Source organism: Streptomyces liliifuscus (genome assembly GCF_016598615.1).
Taxonomy (GTDB): domain Bacteria; phylum Actinomycetota; class Actinomycetes; order Streptomycetales; family Streptomycetaceae; genus Streptomyces; species Streptomyces liliifuscus.
Window position 1 is genome coordinate 10013961 of record NZ_CP066831.1, and the last position, 19477, is coordinate 10033437.

A 19477-nucleotide genomic window follows, 5' to 3' on the forward strand; every position below is an offset into this window, starting at 1 on the left:
AGGAGCCCCCGACATGGCTGAGAAGATCTGTGCCGTCTCCGGAATGAGCTGTGGTCACTGTGCGGCGAGCGTCACCGAAGAGGTGATGGCGGTGCCCGGAGTGACCGAGGTCGATGTCGATGTACCGGCCGGCCGTGTGACCGTACGCGGGGAGTCGGTCAGCGACGACGCCGTGCGGGACGCGATCGGCGAGGCGGGATACGAAGTCACTGAAGCCGCGCGTTCGACGGCGGCCTGAGCCGGGTCTTCGGAGGGCCGGTGGTTCCCGGGACGGAATGGTCCGGGTCTACACCTCGATCTGCGAACCCATGATGACCGTGCGGTCGCGGGGCAGGCTGAAGTACTCGGCGGCGTCGGCCGTGATGTAGGACGTGGCGATGAACAGCCGTTTGCGCCAGGGGGCCATCGTCGGGGCCTTGCCGCGACGGAGTTCGATCTTCGACAGGAAGTAGGACGCCTGGTCGAGTTGCAGCGGACCTTCGGTTTCGGCCGGGTCGAGCATGGCCAGTGCGCCGGGCACGTCCGGCGTCTCCATGTAGCCGAACAGGGCGGTGACATGGATGATCCCGTCGTCCGCGTACCCGAGGTCGTCGACGACGATCCGCTGGTCGGCAGGGACGCGGGGCACGGGCTCGGTTCCGATGGACAGGATCACCACCTGCTCGTGCCGTACGTGGTTGTGCTCGACGTTGGCCCGCATGGCCAGGGGCGCGGTCTCCTTGTCCCGGTTCAGGAAGACGGCCGTGCCGGGCGCCCGGAGCGTCGGCTCCTCCCCGGTGCGGAGGTGGTCGATGAACTCGGGCAACGGCCCTTCCTGGCGTGCGCGTTCCTCGGTGACGAGTGCGCGGCCGCGCTGCCAGGTCGTCATGACCGTGAACGCGGTGAGGCCGATCAGCAGCGGCAGCCACGCGCCGTGGACGAGCTTGGTCATGTTGGCCGCCACGAACAGCAGGTCCACGAGGAGGAGCAGGCCCGCGCCGATGGCGAGCAGCCACCGGGGCGTACCCCACTTGCCACGGGCGACGTAGAAGAAGAGCAGGGTGGTGATGGTGATGGTGCCGGTGACCGCCATGCCGAACGCGTAGGCCAGCGCCGCGGAGCTCTGGAAGGCGAAGACCAGGGTGAGGACCGAGACCATCAGAAGCCAGTTGATCCACGGGACGTAGATCTGACCGATGGTGGATTCCGAGGTGTGCGCGATGCGCAGCCGCGGCAGGTAGCCGAGTTGGGCAGCCTGGGAGGCGACCGAGTACGCGCCGGTGATCACCGCCTGGGAGGCGATCACGGTCGCCGCCGTCGCCAGGATGACCATCGGCCAGCGCCCCCAGTCGGGCACGAGCAGGAAGAACGGGCTGCTGATGTTGTCCGGGTTGTCGAGGATCAGCGCGCCCTGGCCCAGATAGCTCAGGACGCAGGCGGGCAGTACGAGGAACAGCCAGCCCCGGGTGATCGCCCGGCGGCCGAAGTGCCCCATGTCGGCGTAGAGCGCCTCGGCCCCGGTGACCGCGAGCACGATCGCGGCCAGGGCGAAGAAGGCCGTGCCCCAGTGACCGAACAGAAAGCCCAGCGCGTACGTCGGTGACAGCGCCCTGAGGATGCCCGGATGGTCGGCGATGCCGACCACGCCGCACGCGCCGATGGCCGTGAACCAGACGATCATCACCGGGCCGAACACCCGGCCCACCGCTGCGGTTCCCCGGCGCTGCACCAGAAACAGGAGCACGATGATCACCGCGGTGATCGGCACGACCGCGCTGTCCAGCGACGGCTCGACGACCTTGAGCCCCTCGACCGCGGACAGCACCGAGATCGCCGGGGTGATCATGCTGTCACCGAAGAACAGTGACGCACCGAAGATGCCGAGCGCGGCCAGTACGACGGTGGCCCGACGCCCGCGTTGTGAACTCCACCGCCGCAGCAGGGTGATGAGCGCCATGATGCCGCCCTCACCGTCGTTGTCGGCGCGCATCGCCAGCAGCACGTAGGTGACCGTGACGATGATCATCACCGACCAGAACACCAGCGACACCACCCCGTACACGTTGTTCGTGGTGACCGGGACGGGGTGCGGGTCGTCGGGGTTGAACACCGTCTGGAGGGTGTAGATCGGGCTGGTCCCGATGTCGCCGAAGACCACACCGAGAGCACCGATCACCACCGCGAGCCGCACCGTGTCGCGAGTGCGCGCCCGACGGGCCTCCTCCACCCGTGACGCGGATCCGTCGTCCGACGCGGTTCCCTGCCGGCGATCGGTCATGGTGCTCCTCCTCCGTGCCGTCCCCTGAGCCGCGGACCTGGGCATCTGGGCGGACGATACCGATCCCCTGGCGCGACTGTCGGCAGGGACGCCGGTCACTCGCGCGGTTTGAACTCACCTATAGCGCCGCGGGCTTCCTTCTCAGCTCCGGGCGCGCACGGCGCACGTGGCGCTGCTTGCGCACCTCTGTCGAGGCCGCGTATCCGCCCAGTTCACTGAATCGGATGGGGATAGGTGCATTTGGGTGTAGTGCCCAAATGCTCTAGGTACTTTCCGTAACGGCGCGGCATCCGCGCCACCAGCGGAATCGAGGAGGACCTTCATGCAGCAGGACGAGGTGTACGAGCCGCCGGCCATGGTGGAAGTGGGTGACTTCGCCGACCTGACCCGTGGCGAGGCCCTCGGGGCGTTCTACGAGGGCGGTTTTCCGCCCTACGAGTGGTACCTCGGCCCCAACTGAGATCGAGTCCGACACCACCACATGACGGGTGACATGCCATGAGCGGTGACGTATGGTTCGCGATCCTTCCGGACGGTGAACCCGGCGTGGCCGCGGCGCAGCTCCTGCGCCCCTGGGCCACCGAGACCATCGATCACCACTCCGGCCGGCCCTGGCTTCTGGGCAGTTGGCCGGACGGACAGGTGACGGTGGGAGCGGCAGGGGCGCGGCGAGTTGCGGTGATCGGCCGCTGTCCGGTCACCGCCGACGAACTGTCCGCGCGGGCGGGGCGGTTGCGGGACGCCGAGGACATGGAGCGGATCGCCCACGGCCTCACCGGCAGTTTCCACTTGCTGGTCTCCGTCGACGGTACGGTCCGGGCCAGGGGGAGCGTGTCCGGGGTCCGGCGGCTCTTCCACACACGCGTGGCCGGGGCGACGGTGGCCGCCGACCGGGCGGACCGGCTCGCCGCACTGACGGGAGCGTCCCCCGACGAACGGGTCCTGGCCGCCCACCTGCTCACCTCGCCGCTTCCGTACCCGCTGGACGACCACTGTGTCTGGCAGGGCGTGCGAGCCGTGCCGTCCTACGACTGTCTGCTGATCGACGCGGACGGCTGGGCATCCACCAGACGGTGGTGGACCCCACCGGAGCCGCAGCGCGCGTGGCAGGACGGCGTGCCTGCGGTGCGCGCGGCACTGACCGCGGCGGTGGACGCCCGCACGGCAGGCGAAGACACGCTGAGTGCGGACCTCACCGGAGGCCTGGACTCCACCAGTCTGTGCTTCCTGGCCACACGGGAACGGCTCCTGGCCACTCGGGAACAGTTCCCGGCCGCACGGGAACAGGAACAGTCCCGCCCGGCCGGGCCGAAACTGGTGACGCTGCGCTGGCAGAGCCTCGACCCGGACAACGACGACGCGACCTGGGCCGCGCGTGCCACCGCCCACCTGCCCGACATCGAGCACATCACGCCCGCCACCGGCCAATGGCCGCTCTGGTACAGCGACTTGACGGCCCTCACCGGTGACGCAGTCCTCACCGACGAGCCGGGGCCCTGGGTGAGGGACGGCGCCAGGATGGCGGAGCTGTGCCGTCTGATGACCGGCCGGGGATCCCGGCTGCACCTGATGGGCGGCGGCGGGGACGAACTGTTCAGCTCGTTTCCCCCGCACCTGCACGACTACGTCCGACGCCACCCCCTGTCAGCCTGGTCCCGTATCCGTACGCAACGCGCCTCCCAGCACTGGCCGCTCGGACAACTGCTGCGTCAGCTCGCGGACCGCAGGACGTTCGGCCAGTGGCTGACCGCATGGGCGCAGGGCCTCACCACGCCGCAGCCGCCGTCGCCGGCCCTGGTCCGTGGCGCTCCCTCGACGGCGTGGGGCGTGGACCTGCGCATGCCGCCGTGGGCGAGCCGCGACGCGACCGAGGCCGTACGGGAGCTGATCGAGGAAGCCGCCGACTCTGCCGAGCCCCTCGCGCCCCAGCGCGGACAGCACACGGCACTCACGTGCGTACGCACCGGTGGTCGCGGATTGCGGCTGCTGGACCAGGTGATGTCCCGTCAAGGACTGGGGCTGGCCGCGCCTTTCCTCGACGACCAGGTGATCGAGGCGGCCCTGGCCATCCGCGTGGCCGAGCGCAGCACCCCCGGCCGGTACAAGCCGGTGCTCGCCGAGGCGGTGCGCGGGATCGTGCCCGACGACGTCCTGCGACGGAACACCAAGGGCGAGTACAGCGCGGACTTCCACGCCGGTCTGCGCGGCAACCGCGCCGGTCTGCTGGAGCTCTTCGACGGCTCGTTGCTCGCCCGCGCCGGACTGATCGACGACGCCGCGGTCCGTGCCTCCCTGCTCGGGGTGCACCCCACTCCGGAGGCGCTGCGCTCTCTCAGTTCCAGTCTGGGCAGCGAGATCTGGTTGCGTGCCAGATCCGCGCCCACCTGCCCTCCGAGCGCCGCGAGAACCGAGAGCGCCGCGAGAACCGAGAGCACCCCGAGCACCGCGATCACCGAAGGAGCGCCGTGAGCCTGGCCCTGCGACCCGACGTCTGCGCGACGGACACACCGGACGGCATGGTGCTCCTCGACGAGGTCACCGGCCGCTACTGGCAGCTCAACCGCACGGCGGCGCTCGTCCTGCGCAGCCTGATCGACGGCGCCGAGCCGCCGGACACGGCTCGCGCGCTGTGCGCCGCCTACCCTCGACTCACCGCCGAGCGAGCCGACGCCGACACGGCCTCGATCACGCGCGCGCTGACCGAGGCCCGGCTGGTGGTACCCCGATGAGCCAGCCGATGGTGCCCGCCGCCCGCAGCCGCCTGCCCCTGCGCCGGCGTCCGCCCGTCCTCCTCGCCACGGGCGCCGCCCGGCTGATCGTCATGCTCAAGCCGCACCGTGTGCGTCGTGTCCTGTCCGTGCTCCGGCGCGGGGCCGCCCCCGCCACCGCCTCCCAGGCGCTCGCCGCGCGCGAGGTCGTCGTCGCGCTCAGCGCGCGCTGCGCCGGGGAGGGCTGCCTTCAGCGGTCCGTGGCCACGGCGCTGCTGTGCCGGATGCGCGGGGTCTGGCCGGACTGGTGCACGGGCGTGCGGACCTCGCCGTTCCGTGCGCACGCCTGGGTGGAGGTCGACGGCCTCGCGGTGGGCGAACCGCACCAGTCGGCCGCGTACCACCGCCTGATGGTGGTGCCGGCCCTGCCGCAGAAGAGGTTGCCGGAAAATCCATCCTGAGACCTGGAGGCTTCTGAGGCCCGGTGGCTTCTGAGGCCCGGCGGTCGCGATGGTCGCGATGGCGCGATGAGGGCAGCAGTCACCGGTCCTGGGACAGTCGGTAGAGCTCTGCGAAGAGTCCGTCACGCGACATCAGGGTCTCGAAGTCGCCTTCCTCCCGCACGCGTCCCCCGTCGAGGACGATGATGCGGTCCGCGATCCGGGCGTTCTCCAGGCCCTGGGTGACGAAGATCGCGGTCTTCCCGGCGGCGAGTTCCTTGAAGCGGCGGATCACCAGGTACTCGGCGCGTGGGTCCATCGCGGAGGTGGGCTCGTCCAGCATGAGCATCGCGGCGTCACGGTAGAAGGCGCGCGCGACGGCGACCCGTTGCCACTGGCCGCCGGACAGGTCGGTGCCTCCCCAGTGCGAGCCCGCGACCAGGGTGTCGAGGCCGTGCGGGACGTTCGCGATGACGCTGTCCGCGCCGGCCGCCCGCGCGGCAGCCAGGAGGAGGGCGTCGTCCTCGGAACGGGGCTGGCCGAGATGGATGTTGGCGCGCAGGTCCATCGGCCAGCGCGTGTAGTCCTGGGGCACCAGACCGACCTTGGTCCACACACTGTGCGGATCGGCCTCGGCCAGGTCGGTGCCGTCCCAGCTCACCGTGCCGCTGGTGGCGACGCGGAGCCCGGTGAGCAGGGCGGACAGGGTGGTCTTGCCGGACCCGTTCTCGCCCACCAGCGCGATGAGTTCGCCGCGCCGCAAGGTGAGGCTGACGTCGTCGACGGCTGCTCGCGCGGCCCCGGGATACGTGTAGCCGACGCACTGCGCGCGGATCTCGCCGGGGGCGCCGTCCGGGATCACCTGGGACCCGCGGACCGCCCGCAGAGCCTTCGCCCGGTGCAGGAACGCCTGCCAGTCCTCCAGGTACAGGCTGGTCCGGAACAGCCGAGCGGCGGCCAGGACCAGAGACATCAGCGCGCCTGTGGACGTACGGACGGCGACCACAGCCGTGGCCGCGAGCGCGAGGTCCATCCGCCCGCTCGCGGCGAGCCAGCCGAGCGCGGCCCAGGTCGCCGCGAGCATGAGGCCACTGACACCGGCGCCGAGCAGGCTGACACGCAGCACACGCGGTGCGGCCCGGCGATGCGTGGCCTTGATCCGGCCGGTGATCTCCTGGTACCAGTCGGCCAGGAACGCGGCCATGGTGGTGGCGCGTACCTCGGCCGCGGTGCGCTGGTGAGTGGCGTAGTGCCTCAGCAGGTAACGCAGGTGGCTGTCCGCGATGTTCTGGTGGTCGGCACGGTGCTGGATACGCGCGGTGGTGACGGCCGCGGCACCCTTGGGCACCACGGCGAGCAGCAGCAGCGGCAGCAGTACGGGGTGGAGCAGGGCCAACACCGAAGCGGCGGCGACGAGTTGGCCGAGCGCGGAGACCAGTGCCTGGGCATCGGCGATCAGGCTCTCGGTCGCCTCCGCACCCCGGCCCGCGGCCTGCAGCCGGTCCGCGAAGCCGGGCCGGTCGTACGCGTCCAGCTCCACCCGGGGCACGGCCGCCAGGATCTGGAGGTCCGCCTCGGACGCGACTTCCGGGGCGAGCCGCGCGGACGCGTATACGCCGAGTGCGTCGGCCCCCGCCCGCATCCCGGTGGCGGCGGCGACCACGACCAGTGCGGGAACGGCCGCCACCACCCGGTCGCCCACCTGACCGCCCTGGAACAACTGGGCCAGCGCACCCGGCAACGCGGCGAGTGCGACGGCCGAGGCGGCGACGACGATCAGCTGGCAGCAGGCCAGCAGGAGCATCGCGGGCCGGTCGGCGGCCCAGCCGAGGCGGGCCGCGGCGGCGAGTGTGCGGGGCAGCCTGGCGGCGATCTGCCACCAGGAGGCATGAGCGATGTCCTCGAAGCGTGCGTCGCCACGGAGGCCGACCTGCTGCGGGACGTCGGCCACCTGCTGAGGGACGTCGGCCGAGGAAGAACCGGATGAGGACGCGGTCACCCGCCTCATACTGCTGCTCCCACCGAAGCCCACCGGCCCGAAGCCCTCGAATTCGCCCATAAGGTGGACGAGGCCCGTCCGACGGCCACCCCTTGCCTGTGCACCGTTGGGGAGATGTGCTCCGGGTGCGGCGTCACCGGTTCCGACGCAGACTGACCGGGTGAGCCGTACGCACGCGCAACGCAACGAGAGCGCATCCGGTGCCGGACGCGCGGCCTCCCAGCCGCTGGCGCTCGCGGCGATGATGTTCGCGGTGGCGATGACGTTCATCGACCAGACGATCGTGTCGATCGCCGCGCCCGACATCGTCTCCGAACTCGGCCTCTCCGCCTCGGGCATGCAGTGGGTGGTCAACGCCTATCTGCTGTCCCTGGCCGCGTTCTTCGCCGTCGGCGGACGCCTCGCCGACCTGTTGGGGCCACGTCGTGTCGTCGTAGCAGGCACCCTGATCTTCGTCATCTCCTCCGCGCTGTGCGGCTGCGTGCCCGACGGGGACTACGCACTGACGTGGCTCGTCGCCTTCCGCGCGACTCAGGGACTCGGAGCGGCGCTGCTCTTCCCCGCCGCGCTCGCGGTCGTCGTGGCGGTGTTCCCGGTCGAGCGGCGGGGGCGCGCCCTGGCCCTGTTCTTCGGCCTCACCGGTGCCCTCACCGCCGTGGGACCGCTGCTCGGCGGCTGGCTGACCACCTGGACCTGGCGGGCGATCTTCTGGGTCAACGTGCCTGTCGCCGTCGTGGCGCTGATCCTCACCGCGCTCGCCCACATCTCCGACCGGCGACGCGACGAACCGCTGGACGTCAAGGGCGCTCTGCTGATCGCCGTCGGGATGGGCACGAGCGTGCTCGGCTTCCAGCAGGCGTCGGCCTGGGGCTGGGACAGCGTGGCCACATGGGCCTGCATCATCGGCGGCCTCGCGGTGCTGTACGTTTTCTGCCGCTACGAACTGCGCACCCGCCACCCCCTGATCAACCTGTCTGTCTTCCGCGACCGGGCCTTCACAGTGGACTCGCTGGTGCTCTTCTTCGCCATGCTGGCGTTCGTCCCCGTCTTCTTCTTCGCCTCGGTCTACGCCCAGGTCTCCCTCAGCGCCTCGGCCAACCAGGCCGCCCTGTACCTGCTGTACTTCTTCGTGGGATTCGCCATCGCCTCCCAGTGGGGCGGCCGCATCCTCGACAAGCGGGGAGCCCGCCCCGCGTTGAAGATCGGCTGTGTGGTGGGCGCCGTCGGGTTCGCCCTCTGGGCTGGCAAACTGACGGACCTGTCCATGCACGACCAGTGGCCGTACGTCGCACTCGCCGGCGCGGGCATCGGTTTCATCCTCGCCCCGGCCTCGACGGACGCCGTCAACCGGGCGATCGACGCCTCCTACGGTGAAGTCACCGGCATCACCCAGACCGTCCGCAACTACGCGGCCAGCATCGGACTCGCCGTCTTCGGCACCATGCTGACGCACACCATGACGGACAACGTGGAGAGCACCCTCCGGGCCCGCGGGGTACCGGCGGACCAGGTCGACTCCGTGGCCGGGGACGTGACGCAGTCGATCACGGGCCAGGCGGACGCCCGCACCCCCACCGGCGACGGCCCGGTCGCGACGACCATGCGCGATGCGATGTCCTCGATCCGCATGGACTTCGCCGAGGCCAACCAGTGGGTGTTCTACGGCATGGCCGTCGCGCTCGGCATCGGCTACCTCTGCGCCCTGCGCCACCCGGGCGGCCAGGCGGCGGCCACGGCGGAGGAGACGCCGACGCAGACCCCCGTACGCCATTGAGCACAACTTCCGCCGGGCCAGGCCGCTTTGACGCCGACCTCGGTGAACGGCCTGGCTTCAGTGGTCGGCCGGCGTGGGTGAGATCTGCTGCATGAGGCTGGTCATGTCCGGGGCGGCCCACTCCTCGGCGCCGAAGATGGGCTCGACGTCGATCCAGTGGCCGGGGAAGCCGACGAAAACGGCTTCGCCGAAGGCCGACCGGCGCCCGTAGCATCCGTACGTGCAACGTATCCTCGTCGCCGGCATCACCGGAGCCGGAAAGACCACCATGGCGCAAGCCCTCTCCGCCCGGCTCCGGTTGCCGTTCCACGAGATGGACTCGCTCGTGTTCAACGGCCCCGACTGGGCGGTCGACCCCGACTTGCACCAACAGGTCGCGAAAATAGCCGCAGCCCCGGCCTGGATCTTCGACTCCTTCGGCCACCCCGAGGTCCGCGACCTGTTGTGGACCAGCGCCGACACCGTGATCTGGCTCGACTACCCCAGAGCCGTCGTCATGCCGCGCGTACTGCGCAGATCCCTGCGACGGACCCTGCTGCGCGAGCGGGTCTTCGGCGGCAATGTGGAGACCCTGTCCTCCTGGTTCAGCGGCGACCACCCCGCGTGGTCGTCCTGGACCCAGTACGAGGCCCGCCGCGCCGAGATCAACCGCCGGACGACCGACCCGCGCTTCGCGCCCCTGAACGTCGTCCACCTGCGTTCCCCGCGAGAGGCCACCGCGTGGCTGGGCGGCGCCTGGCCCCGACCCGCCGCCGGCTGACCTCGGACACGGCGGGCAGGCCGGGCATGCCGCCCGCTATGCGCGATGGCTGTGAACGGCGAGCGTTTCGTTCAGCGCGGCGAGGCCGTCCGTGTAGATGCCGTGGAACAGAGCGATGGCTTCGTCGTCGCTGACGCCGTCCGGTGTGAAGGTGCCGGACCACTCCACGCGGGCTGTGCCCTGTCCGGGGATCTCGTGCACCGTGAGGGTGGAGAGGTAGCCGGTGACGGGGAAGGGTGCCTGGAGGATGGAGTAGCTGTAGGTGCGGGCCTTGTCGTCGAAGGCTTCGAGGCGCTCGACGATCACACCGCCGTCCTCGTTGCGGAGACTGCGGACACGTCCGCCTTCGCTGAGTTCGCTGGCGGGGATGTAGGGGAGCCAGTCGGGCAGTGAGTCGAAGCCGCCGATGAGCTGCCAGACGCGGTCGGGCGAGGCGGGGATGTCGAGGGTTGCGGCGGTCGTGGCCACGGGATCCTCCTGGAGGTGTGCGGGTGCGTAGGTGCGCGGAATTTGCGAGGTGACCGGGTCAGGGTCAGGCGGTGGCTGCGGGTACCGGAGCGTCCCGCGCTATCAGGCGCTCCTCGCGCAGGTCCGCCCAGAACGCGGCCGGGATCGTCTCGCCGAGAGCGGCGACGTCCTCGGCGATGCGGCTGGGCTTGGTCGCGCCGGGGATGACGGCCGCCGTCGCCGGGTGGGCGAGGGAGAACTGCAGCGCGGCGGACTTGATGCCGACCCCGTGCCGCTCGGCGAGTGCCTTGATCCGCTCGACCTTGTCGATGATGTGCGCGGGCGCCTGCTGGTACTCGAAGTGCGTTCCTCCGGCGAGGATGCCCGAGCTGTACGGGCCGCCGACCACGATGTCGACGTCCTGGGCGGCAGCGGCAGGCAGCAGCCGCTGCAGTGCCCGGTCGTGGTCGAGGAGGGTGTAGCGGCCGGCGAGGAGGAAGGCGTCGGGCTTCGGCTCGTCCAGGTCGAGGGTGAGCTCCAGGGGCTCCACGCGGTTCACGCCCAGGCCCCAGCCCTTGATGACGCCCTCCTCGCGCAGCTTCTGCAGGACGCGGAACGCGCCGGTGCGGGCGGTCTCGTAGGCGGCCAGCCACTCGTCCCCGTAGAAGTCCTGGGCGACGTCGTGCACCCACACGATGTCGAGGCGGTCCGTCCGCAGGCGCTTGAGGCTGTCCTCGATGGAGCGGAGGGTGGCGTCGGCGGTGTAGTCGTTGACCATCTTGTTCGGGCGCCCGTGTTCGAAGAGGCCGCCCTTCTCGCCGAGGTCGCGTACGGCCGGGTCCTCGATCTCGTCGAAGATGACGCGGCCGACCTTCGTGCTGAGGACGAACTCGTCGCGCGGGTGCTGCGCGAGTACGTCGCCGAGCCGGATCTCGGAGAGTCCCGCACCGTAGAAGGGCGCGGTGTCGAAGTAGCGGATGCCCTGGTCCCAGGCGGCTTCGACGGTGGCCGCGGCCTCCTCGTCCGGGATGGCGCGGAACATGTTGCCGAGGGGGGCGGTGCCGAAGCCGAGGGTGCCGGGCAGGAGGGGCTTGATGCTCATGGGGGGATCCTTGCGATAGCGAGGGTGATATCGATTGCGGAGGATTCGTCACTCAATGTGCGATCCGTCGGCCTTGCGTGTTCGAGGTTAGGATCCATGGATGAGACTGTCCAAGACTTGCTTCGACATACTTGAGTCCTCCGAGGTCCTACATGCTTGACCTGCGTCAACTCCGCTACTTCGTCGCCGTCGCCGAGACCGAACACGTCGGCCGTGCCGCCGAGCAGCTGCACATCTCCCAGTCGCCTCTCAGCCGGCAGATCGCCCAGCTGGAGAAGAACCTGGGCCTGACCCTTTTCGAACGCAGCCAGCAGCGCATCCGGCTGACCTCCGACGGCCGGGTCTTCCTGACCGAGGCGCACGCCCTGCTGCGCCACGCGGACCGGCTGGAGAACCTCGGCCGACGGCTCGGCCGTGGCGAGGAGGGCGGCCTGTGCATCGGCTACGTGGCCGACGCCATGCACACGGGCATCCTGCCCACCGCCCTGCGCACCCTGCGCGATCAACGCCCCGGCATTCACGTGGCGCTCTACGACCAGGAGTCGGCCGAGCAGTTCGAGGGACTGCGCCAGCGCAGCCTGGACATCGCGCTGGTGCGCACACCGCCGTCCGAGGACGACCCGGACCTGAACACGGCCCCGTTGCTGCGGGATCCCCTGCTGCTCGCGCTGCCCGCGGAGCATCCCCTCGCGGGGCAGGAGGAGTTGACCCCAGGAGCCCTCGACGGGCAGCCGTGGATCGCGGTGGGTGACTCCCACGACCCGGCCTGGCGCGACACGTTCGTCGCCTCGTGCGTGGCCTCCGGCTTCACCCCGGACATCCGTCTCGACGCGGCCGATCCACTCACCGCACTGGGCCTGGTCGCCTCCGGTCTCGGCCTCGCGCTCATCCAGAAGAGCATGATGCGCGGCACGACCGACGGTGTCGCGGTACGTGAACTGCCCTGGCACGGAGGGTCTGTTCAGCTGTGGGCGGCCTGGCACCGGGTCGATCTCCGCCCTGTGGTGGCTTCGTTCCGCGAAACCGTCCTCGCGGGCCGGGACGACGCCTGAGCGAGGGCGTATTGCGGGGGTCGGGGACGGCAACGACACCATCGATACCAAGGCCCTCTGCGAGGCGTGACTCGGAGCGTGGCCGATTTACCCCCGCTCTGTGAAACTCGGCAACTGATGTGGCTGAGGAGGCACCTGTGGGGCAATTGTTTACGTCGTGTAAAGGCGCATGTCGCCCTCGTCCCATGCCTGTTCGGACGTGAGCGGCAAGACCTCATTCCGGACAACTGTCTGTTCAGGCCATGACACTGACGACCTTTCAGTGTGAAGATCTTCACGCCGCGCGGCACTCATCGCACGTTCTCCCCGGATGGCCGACACCGCCATCCGGTCTTCCCACACGGCCGCCGTCGAGCGGCCGGAAGGAGCAGGAGTGCCGAGATCCTTACGCCCCCGCAGGCCCAGACTCTCTCGTAGCCCCCAGCGCGTCGCCGGAGGTGCGCTGGTCGTCGTGACCGCCCTCATCGCCGCCGCGACCGCTCCGGCGACCGGAGCGGTCGCCCAGCCGAACCAGGTCCCGACGGCTCAGGCCCGGATCGCCGCGGAGCCCAGAGCGGGCGCGGCTCCCGTCCCGCTCACCCCAGCTCAGCGCGCCGGCCTCCTCAAGGCGGCGGCGAAATCCGCGAAGGCCACCGCCGGTTCCCTGAAATTGGGCGCCAAGGAGAAGTTGCTGCCGAAGGACGTCATCAAGGACGCCGACGGCACCGTCCACACCCGCTACGAGCGCACCTTCGCCGGACTCCCCGTCCTGGGCGGTGACTTGGTGGTCCATCAGCGTGCCGCCGGCCGGACCGTCACCAGGGCGACCGACGCTCAGGTGTCCGTACCGACGACCGACGCCACGGTCGCCGCCTCGACGGCGAGGAAGTCGGCGCTCGCCGCCGCCAAGGCCGACGGCACCGGGCAGGTGCGGGCGGACGGAGCACCGCGACTGATCGTCTGGGCGGCCGACGGCGCACCCGCCCTCGCCTGGGAGTCGGTGGTCACCGGCGTCGAGGACGACGGCTCTCCGCGCGAGGTGCATGTCGTCACCGACGCGAAGAGCGGCAAGAAGGTGCGGGAGTTCGAGACCATCCACCCCGGCGTGGGCAAAGGCCAGTTCAGCGGCGAGGTCGACCTCGGCAGCACACGTGACGGAGACGTCTTCGAACTGACCGACACCCAGCGCGGCGGCCACAAGACGTACGACCTGGGCGGCGCCACGAGTGGCACCGGCACGCTCTTCACCGGCGCCGACGACATCTGGGGCGACGGCGATCCGGCCAACCGCGAGACCGCCGCCGCGGACGCCGCGTACGGCGCCCAGAAGACCTGGGACTTCTACCACGACCAGTTCGGCCGCAACGGCATAGCCAACGACGGTGTCGGTGCGTCCTCCCGGGTCCACTTCGGGAACAACGTTGTCAACGCCTACTGGGACGACGACTGCTTCTGCATGCTCTACGGAGACGGCAAGGACAACGCGAACCCGCTGACCGCGCTCGACGTCGCCGCCCATGAGATGACCCACGGCGTCACCAGCGCCACGGCGGACCTGTACTACTACAACGGCGAGTCCGGCGGTCTGAACGAGGGCAGCAGCGACATCATGGCCGCCGCCGTGGAGTTCTTCACGAACAACCCGAACGACGTGCCCGACTACGAGGTCGGCGAGCGGATCGACATCAACGGCGACGGCACCCCGCTGCGTTACATGGACAAGCCCTCCAAGGACGGCCTGTCCCAGGACTACTGGTCCACCGAGACCGAAGGGCTCGACCCGCACTTCTCCTCCGGCGTGGCGAACCACTTCTTCTACCTTCTCGCCGAGGGCAGCGGAGCGAAGACCGTCAACGGCGTCGGCTACGACAGCCCGACCCACGACGGCGAGCCGGTCCCCGGCCTCGGCCTGCACAACGCCACGAACGTCTGGTACCGGGCGCTGACCACGTACATGACGTCCACCACCGACTACGCGGGCGCCCGCGTCGCGACCCTACAGGCCGCCGCCGACCTGTTCGGCCGGTCCAGCGAGGCGTACGAGGCCGTCGGCAACACCTGGGCAGCGGTGAACGTCGGTCCGCGCTTCGTCAACCACGTCGCGCTGACGGCGCCCGCCGGCCAGGAGTCCGCGGTCGGCCAGCCCGCCACGCTGAAGATCACGGCGGACACCAGCCGTCCGGGCGGTCTCACCTACGAGGCCACCGGCCTGCCCGACGGACTGGCCATCGACCACGAGACCGGTCTGATCTCCGGAACCCCGGCAGAAACAGGGGAGTTCACCCCGACCGTGACGGCGAGCGCCGCGGACGGATCCGGAGCGGAGACGGGCTTCGCCTGGCACGTCATCGCCTCCGGCGGCGACTTCTTCGTCAACCCGGGCAACGTGCGGATCCCCGACGCGGGCGATCCGGTCGAGTCCCCGCTCATCGTGACCGGCCGCACCGGCAACGCACCGAGCGCCCTCCAGGTCTCGGTGGACATCGTCCACACCTACCGCGGCGACCTGGTGATCGATCTGATCGGACCCGGCGGCACCGCATACCGGCTGAAGGACGTCTCCGACGACGACGGCGACGACGTGCACACGACGTACACCGTCGACGCCTCCGCAGAACCGGCCGACGGCACCTGGAAGCTCCGCGTCCAGGACAGCTACCAGATCGACACGGGCTACATCGACAGCTGGAAGCTGACCTTCTGATCCACACTCCCCGGGTCTGTGGTGCCCGCGGGCACCACAGACCCGGGGGACAGTCGTCGGAGGTCGGGGCCCCTGGGGCGAAACCGCCCACCAGGTTGGTGAGTTGCGGGCTTTACGGCCGGAGACGGCCTACCCTCGCCGGGCACCGCCGGGGACAATGAGGCGTTGGCCGGCTGCCACCGGGCCTCGTCGGTCACGCCGTGCCCCGCCGCAGCCGAGAGCGCACGGTATCGCCATCAGTTGTTCCCGGCTCGCCGCCTCGGTGCTGACGTCTACGCCTCCAGCTGGCGCTGCTCGGCGCACCGAACTTCGGACGGAGTTGGACGTAATCCCTCTCCAGATCTGACGCCTGGTCAGGTAGGCCGTCACATGCCGAGCACCCGTCGGGTCTCGGCGGCGATCTGCTGTGTCTCGCCGGTTGCGACCACGAGGACCGGGACACCTCTCCCCGCCTGATCGATGCGTCGGAGGCCTTCCCGCATCAAATCCTCCAGTTCGGGGACGAGCAGCCCGCCTCGTATGCCGAGAACGGTCAGGGCCGAGCAGATCTCCTCGCGTACCTCGGGTTGGTCTTCGCCGATCTCCCCGGTGAAGACCAGCGCGTCCAGCCGGTCCAGCGAGGCGGCCATCGAGGCGATGCCCCTGCGGCAACTGAGTGTGAAAGTCGCCAGCGCCAACGAGGCCGCGGTATCACCCTCCGCGCGGGCGCGCACCAGGTCCCGGGTGTCTCCCGAAGTGCCGGAGAGGCCGAGCAGACCGGAATGCCGGTGGAGTGTGTCATCCAATTCGTCCGTGCTCAGGCCGTGCCGCCGCTGCAGCCAGAGCAGCGCGCCGGGGTCGAGGCTGCCGCTGCGCTTGCTCATCACCAGGCCTTCCAGCGGAGTGAGGCCCATGGTGGTGTCCACGCTGCGTCCGTTCCGGACGGCGCAGGCCGAGCAGCCGCCGCCCAGGTGCACGAGCACGACCTGGAGGTCGTCGACGGGACGGCCCAGGGCCTGCGCCGTCCTCTGCAGCGCCCACGAGTAGGAGAGCCCGTGGAAGCCGTACCGGCGCAGCCCGTATTCGGCTCGCCATCGCTCCGGCACGGCGTACGTGCGCGCCTGGGCCGGCAGATCCTTGTGAAAGACAGTGTCGAAGCAGGCGACATGAGGAACGTCGGGCAGGAGTTCTCGTGCGGCATCGACCACAGGCAGGGCAGGGGTCACGTGCAGCGGCGCGAGATCGGCGACGTCCGCCAGCAGAGCCCGTACGCGTGTGTCGATCAGCGTATGTCCAGTCAGGTGCGGACCGCTGTGGACGATACGGTGACCAACCGCCGCAGGAGAGGGCACCTCGCTGAGGAAGTTCCGCAGTTCCATCGCCGCAGCAGGCCCCGGGGGCTCCGAGGCGTCTTGATCCGCCACCCGTTCACCGTCCGCCGCGAACAGAGCGATGTGAAGGCTCGAAGAGCCGGCATCGAGGACCAGTACGTGACCACCAAGGCTCTCGTGGGAGCGGTCAGCACTCATCACACACCTCCAGTGCTCTCGCGTCCTCCCGCACGGTGCGTCCGCCACGCAGCAACGGGCCCAGTCGGGTTCACCGCCATTACTTCGCGCCGCTCCGGCAACGGAGAGCGGAGAGTCTCCGCCATTGCTCGCGGAACGGTAGGAACTCGGCAGGTCCCGCACCGCCGGGGGCATCCGCCGGAGCCAGGACGGGCCGCAGGTCCTTGCCGTTCGTGTCCGCGTCGGGCTGCCTCACAACCCTTGTCCTGCCGCCGGGTGGGCACCCGTGATGTCGCGCTCGCCGCTCCCCCCAGGCTGCCACCACAGGGAGGGATCCGCTCGTCCACCCGTTCGGCAGCACGCCGCGCCTGCAGGCCGGGGCACCCCTCAGCATGCTGACTGTGCGACCGATTCTCCCGAAGATCGAGGGCGGCCGGGTACAGGGCCTCCTGCAGCTCATCGAGGACGGAATCCACCTCGTCGTCGCGGCGCTCCCCGTCGCCCGAGCCGTCACCCACCCCGGTGCGCGGGTCCTGATCCATCACCTTCCGCAGCCACGGCCGCCCGCACCCGCTGCTCCTCGCGAGCAGAGCCGACGTCCCGTTCCAGGGGTGTGCGGCTCACGGCCGTCGCGAGGTCTTCCAGGGCCCGCTTCTGCAGTTCCGCCTCCCGCCGCACGACCGGGCTCCGGTTGCCGGCGGCGTCCTCCCATGCGTTGAGCGCTTCCTCCACGCGCCCCCAGTCCGGATTCCTGTGCTCGCGCACGTCGACTGCCGCCTGCGCGGTGTCCGCCTCCAGGGCCTCGGCGAACCGCTCCGCTTCGGGGACGAAACGGCTGTCGACCCGCGGGACGTGGCTCTCCATGAGCATCGCCGCCCGGCCGAACCCCTTGAGCGCCTCCTGTGCCTCCTCCGCCTCGCGCGACGTCAGACCCCTGGGGCGGACCGGCTCCTGCCTCGCCTGGTCGTAGGCCTCCTGCCAGGCGGCACGTGCCTCCCTGCTCGCCAGCAGTGCCCTGCGCATGTCGGCGCGATGCTCCCGGGTCGGTTCGGCGTAGCTGCGGAGCACGGCGGCTGCGTAGCGGCCGTTGGCGGCGAGCCAGTCCGCAAGCCGGCCCGCCAGCTTGGGTGTCTCCCACGCGGGGAACACCACGTACGCCAGCATTGCCAGGGCCCCGCCGAGCAGGGTGAGCACCACCCGCTCCGGGACCGTCTGCTCCCATGCCTGGCCGCCCATGCCGAGCAGGAAGACGACGTACGCGGCAGTGAAGCACTGGGAGTAGGCGTAGCCGGTACGGATCAGCATGTAGGACAGGCCCGCTGAGATCACCGCCAGCGCGCCGAACACATGGGCGTCCGGTCCCAGGGCCTGCACCATCCCCGTGGCGAGCGCGACCCCCGCCAGGGTCCCGGCGAGACGGGCCACCGCACGCGCGTACGTCCGGTGGAAGTCCGGCCGCATCACCATCACCGAGGCGATGGGCGCCCAGTAGCCGTGGCCCAGGGGCAGCCTGGCGGCGATCAGATAGCCGAGCGTGGCCACCGCCGCCAGGCGGACGGCGTGCCGGAACACGGGCGACTCCCGGCGGAGCTCCCCGCGGACCGCCCGAACGACGACCGGGACCAGCCGGAACATTGTCGGGCGCATCAGGAACTGGGCGCCCGCGGGGCCGGGCGGCGTGGGCGTCCTCCCGCGCGCGCCGCCGCTCCCGGCGATCTCCAACGCCTCGCCGAGCAGTTCCACGAGCCGCTCGGCCGCCTGCCGGGCGGGCCCCTCCAGCACCTCGTGCTCCTCATCGACGCGCAGGACGTCCGCGCTCCCGGGCGGCACCTCGGCGGGAGTGCCGCGGCGGATCGAACGGGCGACCGCGTCCAGGACGTCGGCGGCCGTGTCGAGCAACTCCCGTGCGCGGTCCCGCCCGGGTCCCTCTGCCGGGGCGCCGACGTCCGGGTCGGCGAGCGCGGCGACGATCGGCCGAATGCGCTCGGCCAGGCCCCGGGGACCGTGGAGGACGGGGGGACGGGTGCGGGCCTGTGATGGCGTCACGGAGGCCGCGTCCCGGGCCGTCATCAACGGCTCCGGGTCGAACGGAGCGGTCGGGTCGTGCCTCAGCCGGCGGGCGTAGTCCGCCACGGCGGCCAGGGCGTCGGCGAGCGCGTCACGATGCGCCCCCCAACGGCGGATCGGGAACAGCAGGATCAGCACGGCCTGTGCCACGCCCCCGAGTGCGATGATCCCGGCGTGCTCCAGGGCTCGCCCGACGCTCGTGGGCAGGGTGACGGTCACCAGCATGCTGCCGACCGTCGTCGCCGCGACGATCCCGGCGGTCGATCCGACGGCCCAAGCCATCCCCGCGACAAAGGCCCATACGGCCAGCAGTGGGAGGAACGTCACGAGTCGCCCCGCCGCCAGGTAGCCCACGAAGGTGCTGAGTGCCAGACCCGCGCCCGCGCCGAGCGCGATCACCTTGCGCGGACGCCAGGTGCGCTGGAAGGTGGCCCCACCCGCGGAGTAGGCACCGAGGGCGGCGGACGCGGCGTACGCAGGGGAGGCCAGCCACAGCGCAGGCCCGATGACGATCGCCATCCCAGCGGCCGTACGCAGCGCGAGCAGGGGCTCCAGCCGCGTCTCCTCGATCGTGAGCCCGGATCGCACGACCTCACCGAAGGCCCGCAGCCATCTCACGGCTGTGAGCCTAGCCGGAAGGCCCTGCCGGGGCGCGTCGGCCGCGCCGCCGCCGCCCGACGGCACCGCGCTCGGCGGACGCA

General features: G+C 70.7%; 16 protein-coding genes. 9 read left to right on the top strand and 7 right to left on the bottom strand.

Going from position 1 to position 19477, the window contains the following annotated elements; genetic code table 11:
- The first annotated feature begins 13 nt into the window (after positions 1-13).
- Positions 14-238: a heavy-metal-associated domain-containing protein gene (locus tag JEQ17_RS43710; RefSeq protein ID WP_200400454.1), complete on the top strand. Its 225-nt coding sequence runs from the start codon at positions 14-16 to the stop codon at positions 236-238.
- A 48-nt stretch (positions 239-286) separates the two neighbouring features.
- Here the strand turns inward: JEQ17_RS43710 and JEQ17_RS43715 are convergent, their stop codons facing one another.
- A complete protein-coding gene (locus tag JEQ17_RS43715; protein WP_200400455.1) occupies positions 287-2257 on the bottom strand; it encodes a potassium transporter Kup in 1971 nt (656 codons plus the stop codon).
- 322 nt (positions 2258-2579) lie between these two features.
- Here JEQ17_RS43715 and JEQ17_RS43720 point away from each other — a divergent pair, with 322 nt between their 5' ends.
- The 4 genes from JEQ17_RS43720 to JEQ17_RS43735 are packed head-to-tail and all read left to right on the top strand — an operon-like array spanning position 2580 to position 5426.
- Positions 2580-2717, top strand: coding sequence for a lasso RiPP family leader peptide-containing protein (locus JEQ17_RS43720; protein ID WP_200400456.1), 138 nt, complete (start codon positions 2580-2582; stop codon positions 2715-2717).
- A 38-nt stretch (positions 2718-2755) separates the two neighbouring features.
- Positions 2756-4726, top strand: coding sequence for an asparagine synthase-related protein (locus tag JEQ17_RS43725; protein ID WP_200400457.1), 1971 nt, complete (start codon positions 2756-2758; stop codon positions 4724-4726).
- Positions 4723-4986 carry a lasso peptide biosynthesis PqqD family chaperone gene (locus JEQ17_RS43730; RefSeq protein ID WP_200400458.1) on the top strand — a complete coding sequence of 88 codons (264 nt, stop codon included), beginning with the start codon at positions 4723-4725 and terminating at the stop codon, positions 4984-4986. The genes JEQ17_RS43725 and JEQ17_RS43730 overlap by 4 nt, the downstream gene beginning before the upstream one ends.
- Entirely contained in the window at positions 4983-5426 is a 444-nt protein-coding gene (locus tag JEQ17_RS43735) for a lasso peptide biosynthesis B2 protein (protein ID WP_200400459.1), read from the top strand. Before JEQ17_RS43730 ends, JEQ17_RS43735 begins: the two co-directional genes overlap by 4 nt.
- Positions 5427-5505: 79 nt before the next feature.
- Here the strand turns inward: JEQ17_RS43735 and JEQ17_RS43740 are convergent, their stop codons facing one another.
- Positions 5506-7404: an ATP-binding cassette domain-containing protein gene (locus tag JEQ17_RS43740; RefSeq protein WP_234048592.1), complete on the bottom strand. Its 1899-nt coding sequence runs from the start codon at positions 7402-7404 to the stop codon at positions 5506-5508.
- Between the two features lie 241 nt (positions 7405-7645).
- Between JEQ17_RS43740 and JEQ17_RS43745 the strand changes: the two genes are divergently transcribed.
- Entirely contained in the window at positions 7646-9178 is a 1533-nt protein-coding gene (locus JEQ17_RS43745) for an MFS transporter (protein WP_200402026.1), read from the top strand.
- A gap of 57 nt (positions 9179-9235) precedes the next feature.
- On the opposite strand, the gene JEQ17_RS43750 is transcribed toward JEQ17_RS43745, so the two are convergent.
- On the bottom strand, positions 9236-9424 hold the full coding sequence (locus tag JEQ17_RS43750; protein WP_200400461.1) for a hypothetical protein: 189 nt from the start codon (positions 9422-9424) through the stop codon (positions 9236-9238).
- Between JEQ17_RS43750 and JEQ17_RS43755 the strand changes: the two genes are divergently transcribed.
- The gene (locus JEQ17_RS43755; protein WP_200400462.1) at positions 9399-9938 is read left to right on the top strand and encodes a P-loop NTPase family protein; all 540 of its coding nucleotides are present in this window, start codon (positions 9399-9401) and stop codon (positions 9936-9938) included. The two genes, JEQ17_RS43750 and JEQ17_RS43755, sit on opposite strands and share 26 nt — an antisense overlap.
- A 36-nt stretch (positions 9939-9974) precedes the next feature.
- Here the strand turns inward: JEQ17_RS43755 and JEQ17_RS43760 are convergent, their stop codons facing one another.
- A complete protein-coding gene (locus tag JEQ17_RS43760) occupies positions 9975-10406 on the bottom strand; it encodes an SRPBCC family protein (RefSeq protein ID WP_200400463.1) in 432 nt (143 codons plus the stop codon).
- 64 nt (positions 10407-10470) lie between these two features.
- Positions 10471-11487: an aldo/keto reductase gene (locus JEQ17_RS43765; RefSeq protein WP_200400464.1), complete on the bottom strand. Its 1017-nt coding sequence runs from the start codon at positions 11485-11487 to the stop codon at positions 10471-10473.
- Between the two features lie 152 nt (positions 11488-11639).
- On the opposite strand from JEQ17_RS43765, the gene JEQ17_RS43770 reads away from it, so the two are divergent.
- Both JEQ17_RS43770 and JEQ17_RS43775 read left to right on the top strand, forming a co-directional pair.
- Positions 11640-12539: a LysR substrate-binding domain-containing protein gene (locus JEQ17_RS43770; protein ID WP_200400465.1), complete on the top strand. Its 900-nt coding sequence runs from the start codon at positions 11640-11642 to the stop codon at positions 12537-12539.
- A 310-nt stretch (positions 12540-12849) separates the two neighbouring features.
- Complete coding sequence (locus tag JEQ17_RS43775) at positions 12850-15222, top strand: M4 family metallopeptidase (RefSeq protein ID WP_200400466.1); 2373 nt, start codon at positions 12850-12852, stop codon at positions 15220-15222.
- 365 nt (positions 15223-15587) lie between these two features.
- Here JEQ17_RS43775 and JEQ17_RS43780 read toward each other — a convergent pair whose 3' ends face one another.
- Positions 15588-16730: an acetate/propionate family kinase gene (locus JEQ17_RS43780; RefSeq protein ID WP_200400467.1), complete on the bottom strand. Its 1143-nt coding sequence runs from the start codon at positions 16728-16730 to the stop codon at positions 15588-15590.
- Positions 16731-17219: 489 nt separating this feature from the next.
- On the bottom strand, positions 17220-19394 hold the full coding sequence (locus JEQ17_RS43785) for an FUSC family protein (RefSeq protein ID WP_200400468.1): 2175 nt from the start codon (positions 19392-19394) through the stop codon (positions 17220-17222).
- Between the last annotated feature and the right edge of the window lie 83 nt (positions 19395-19477).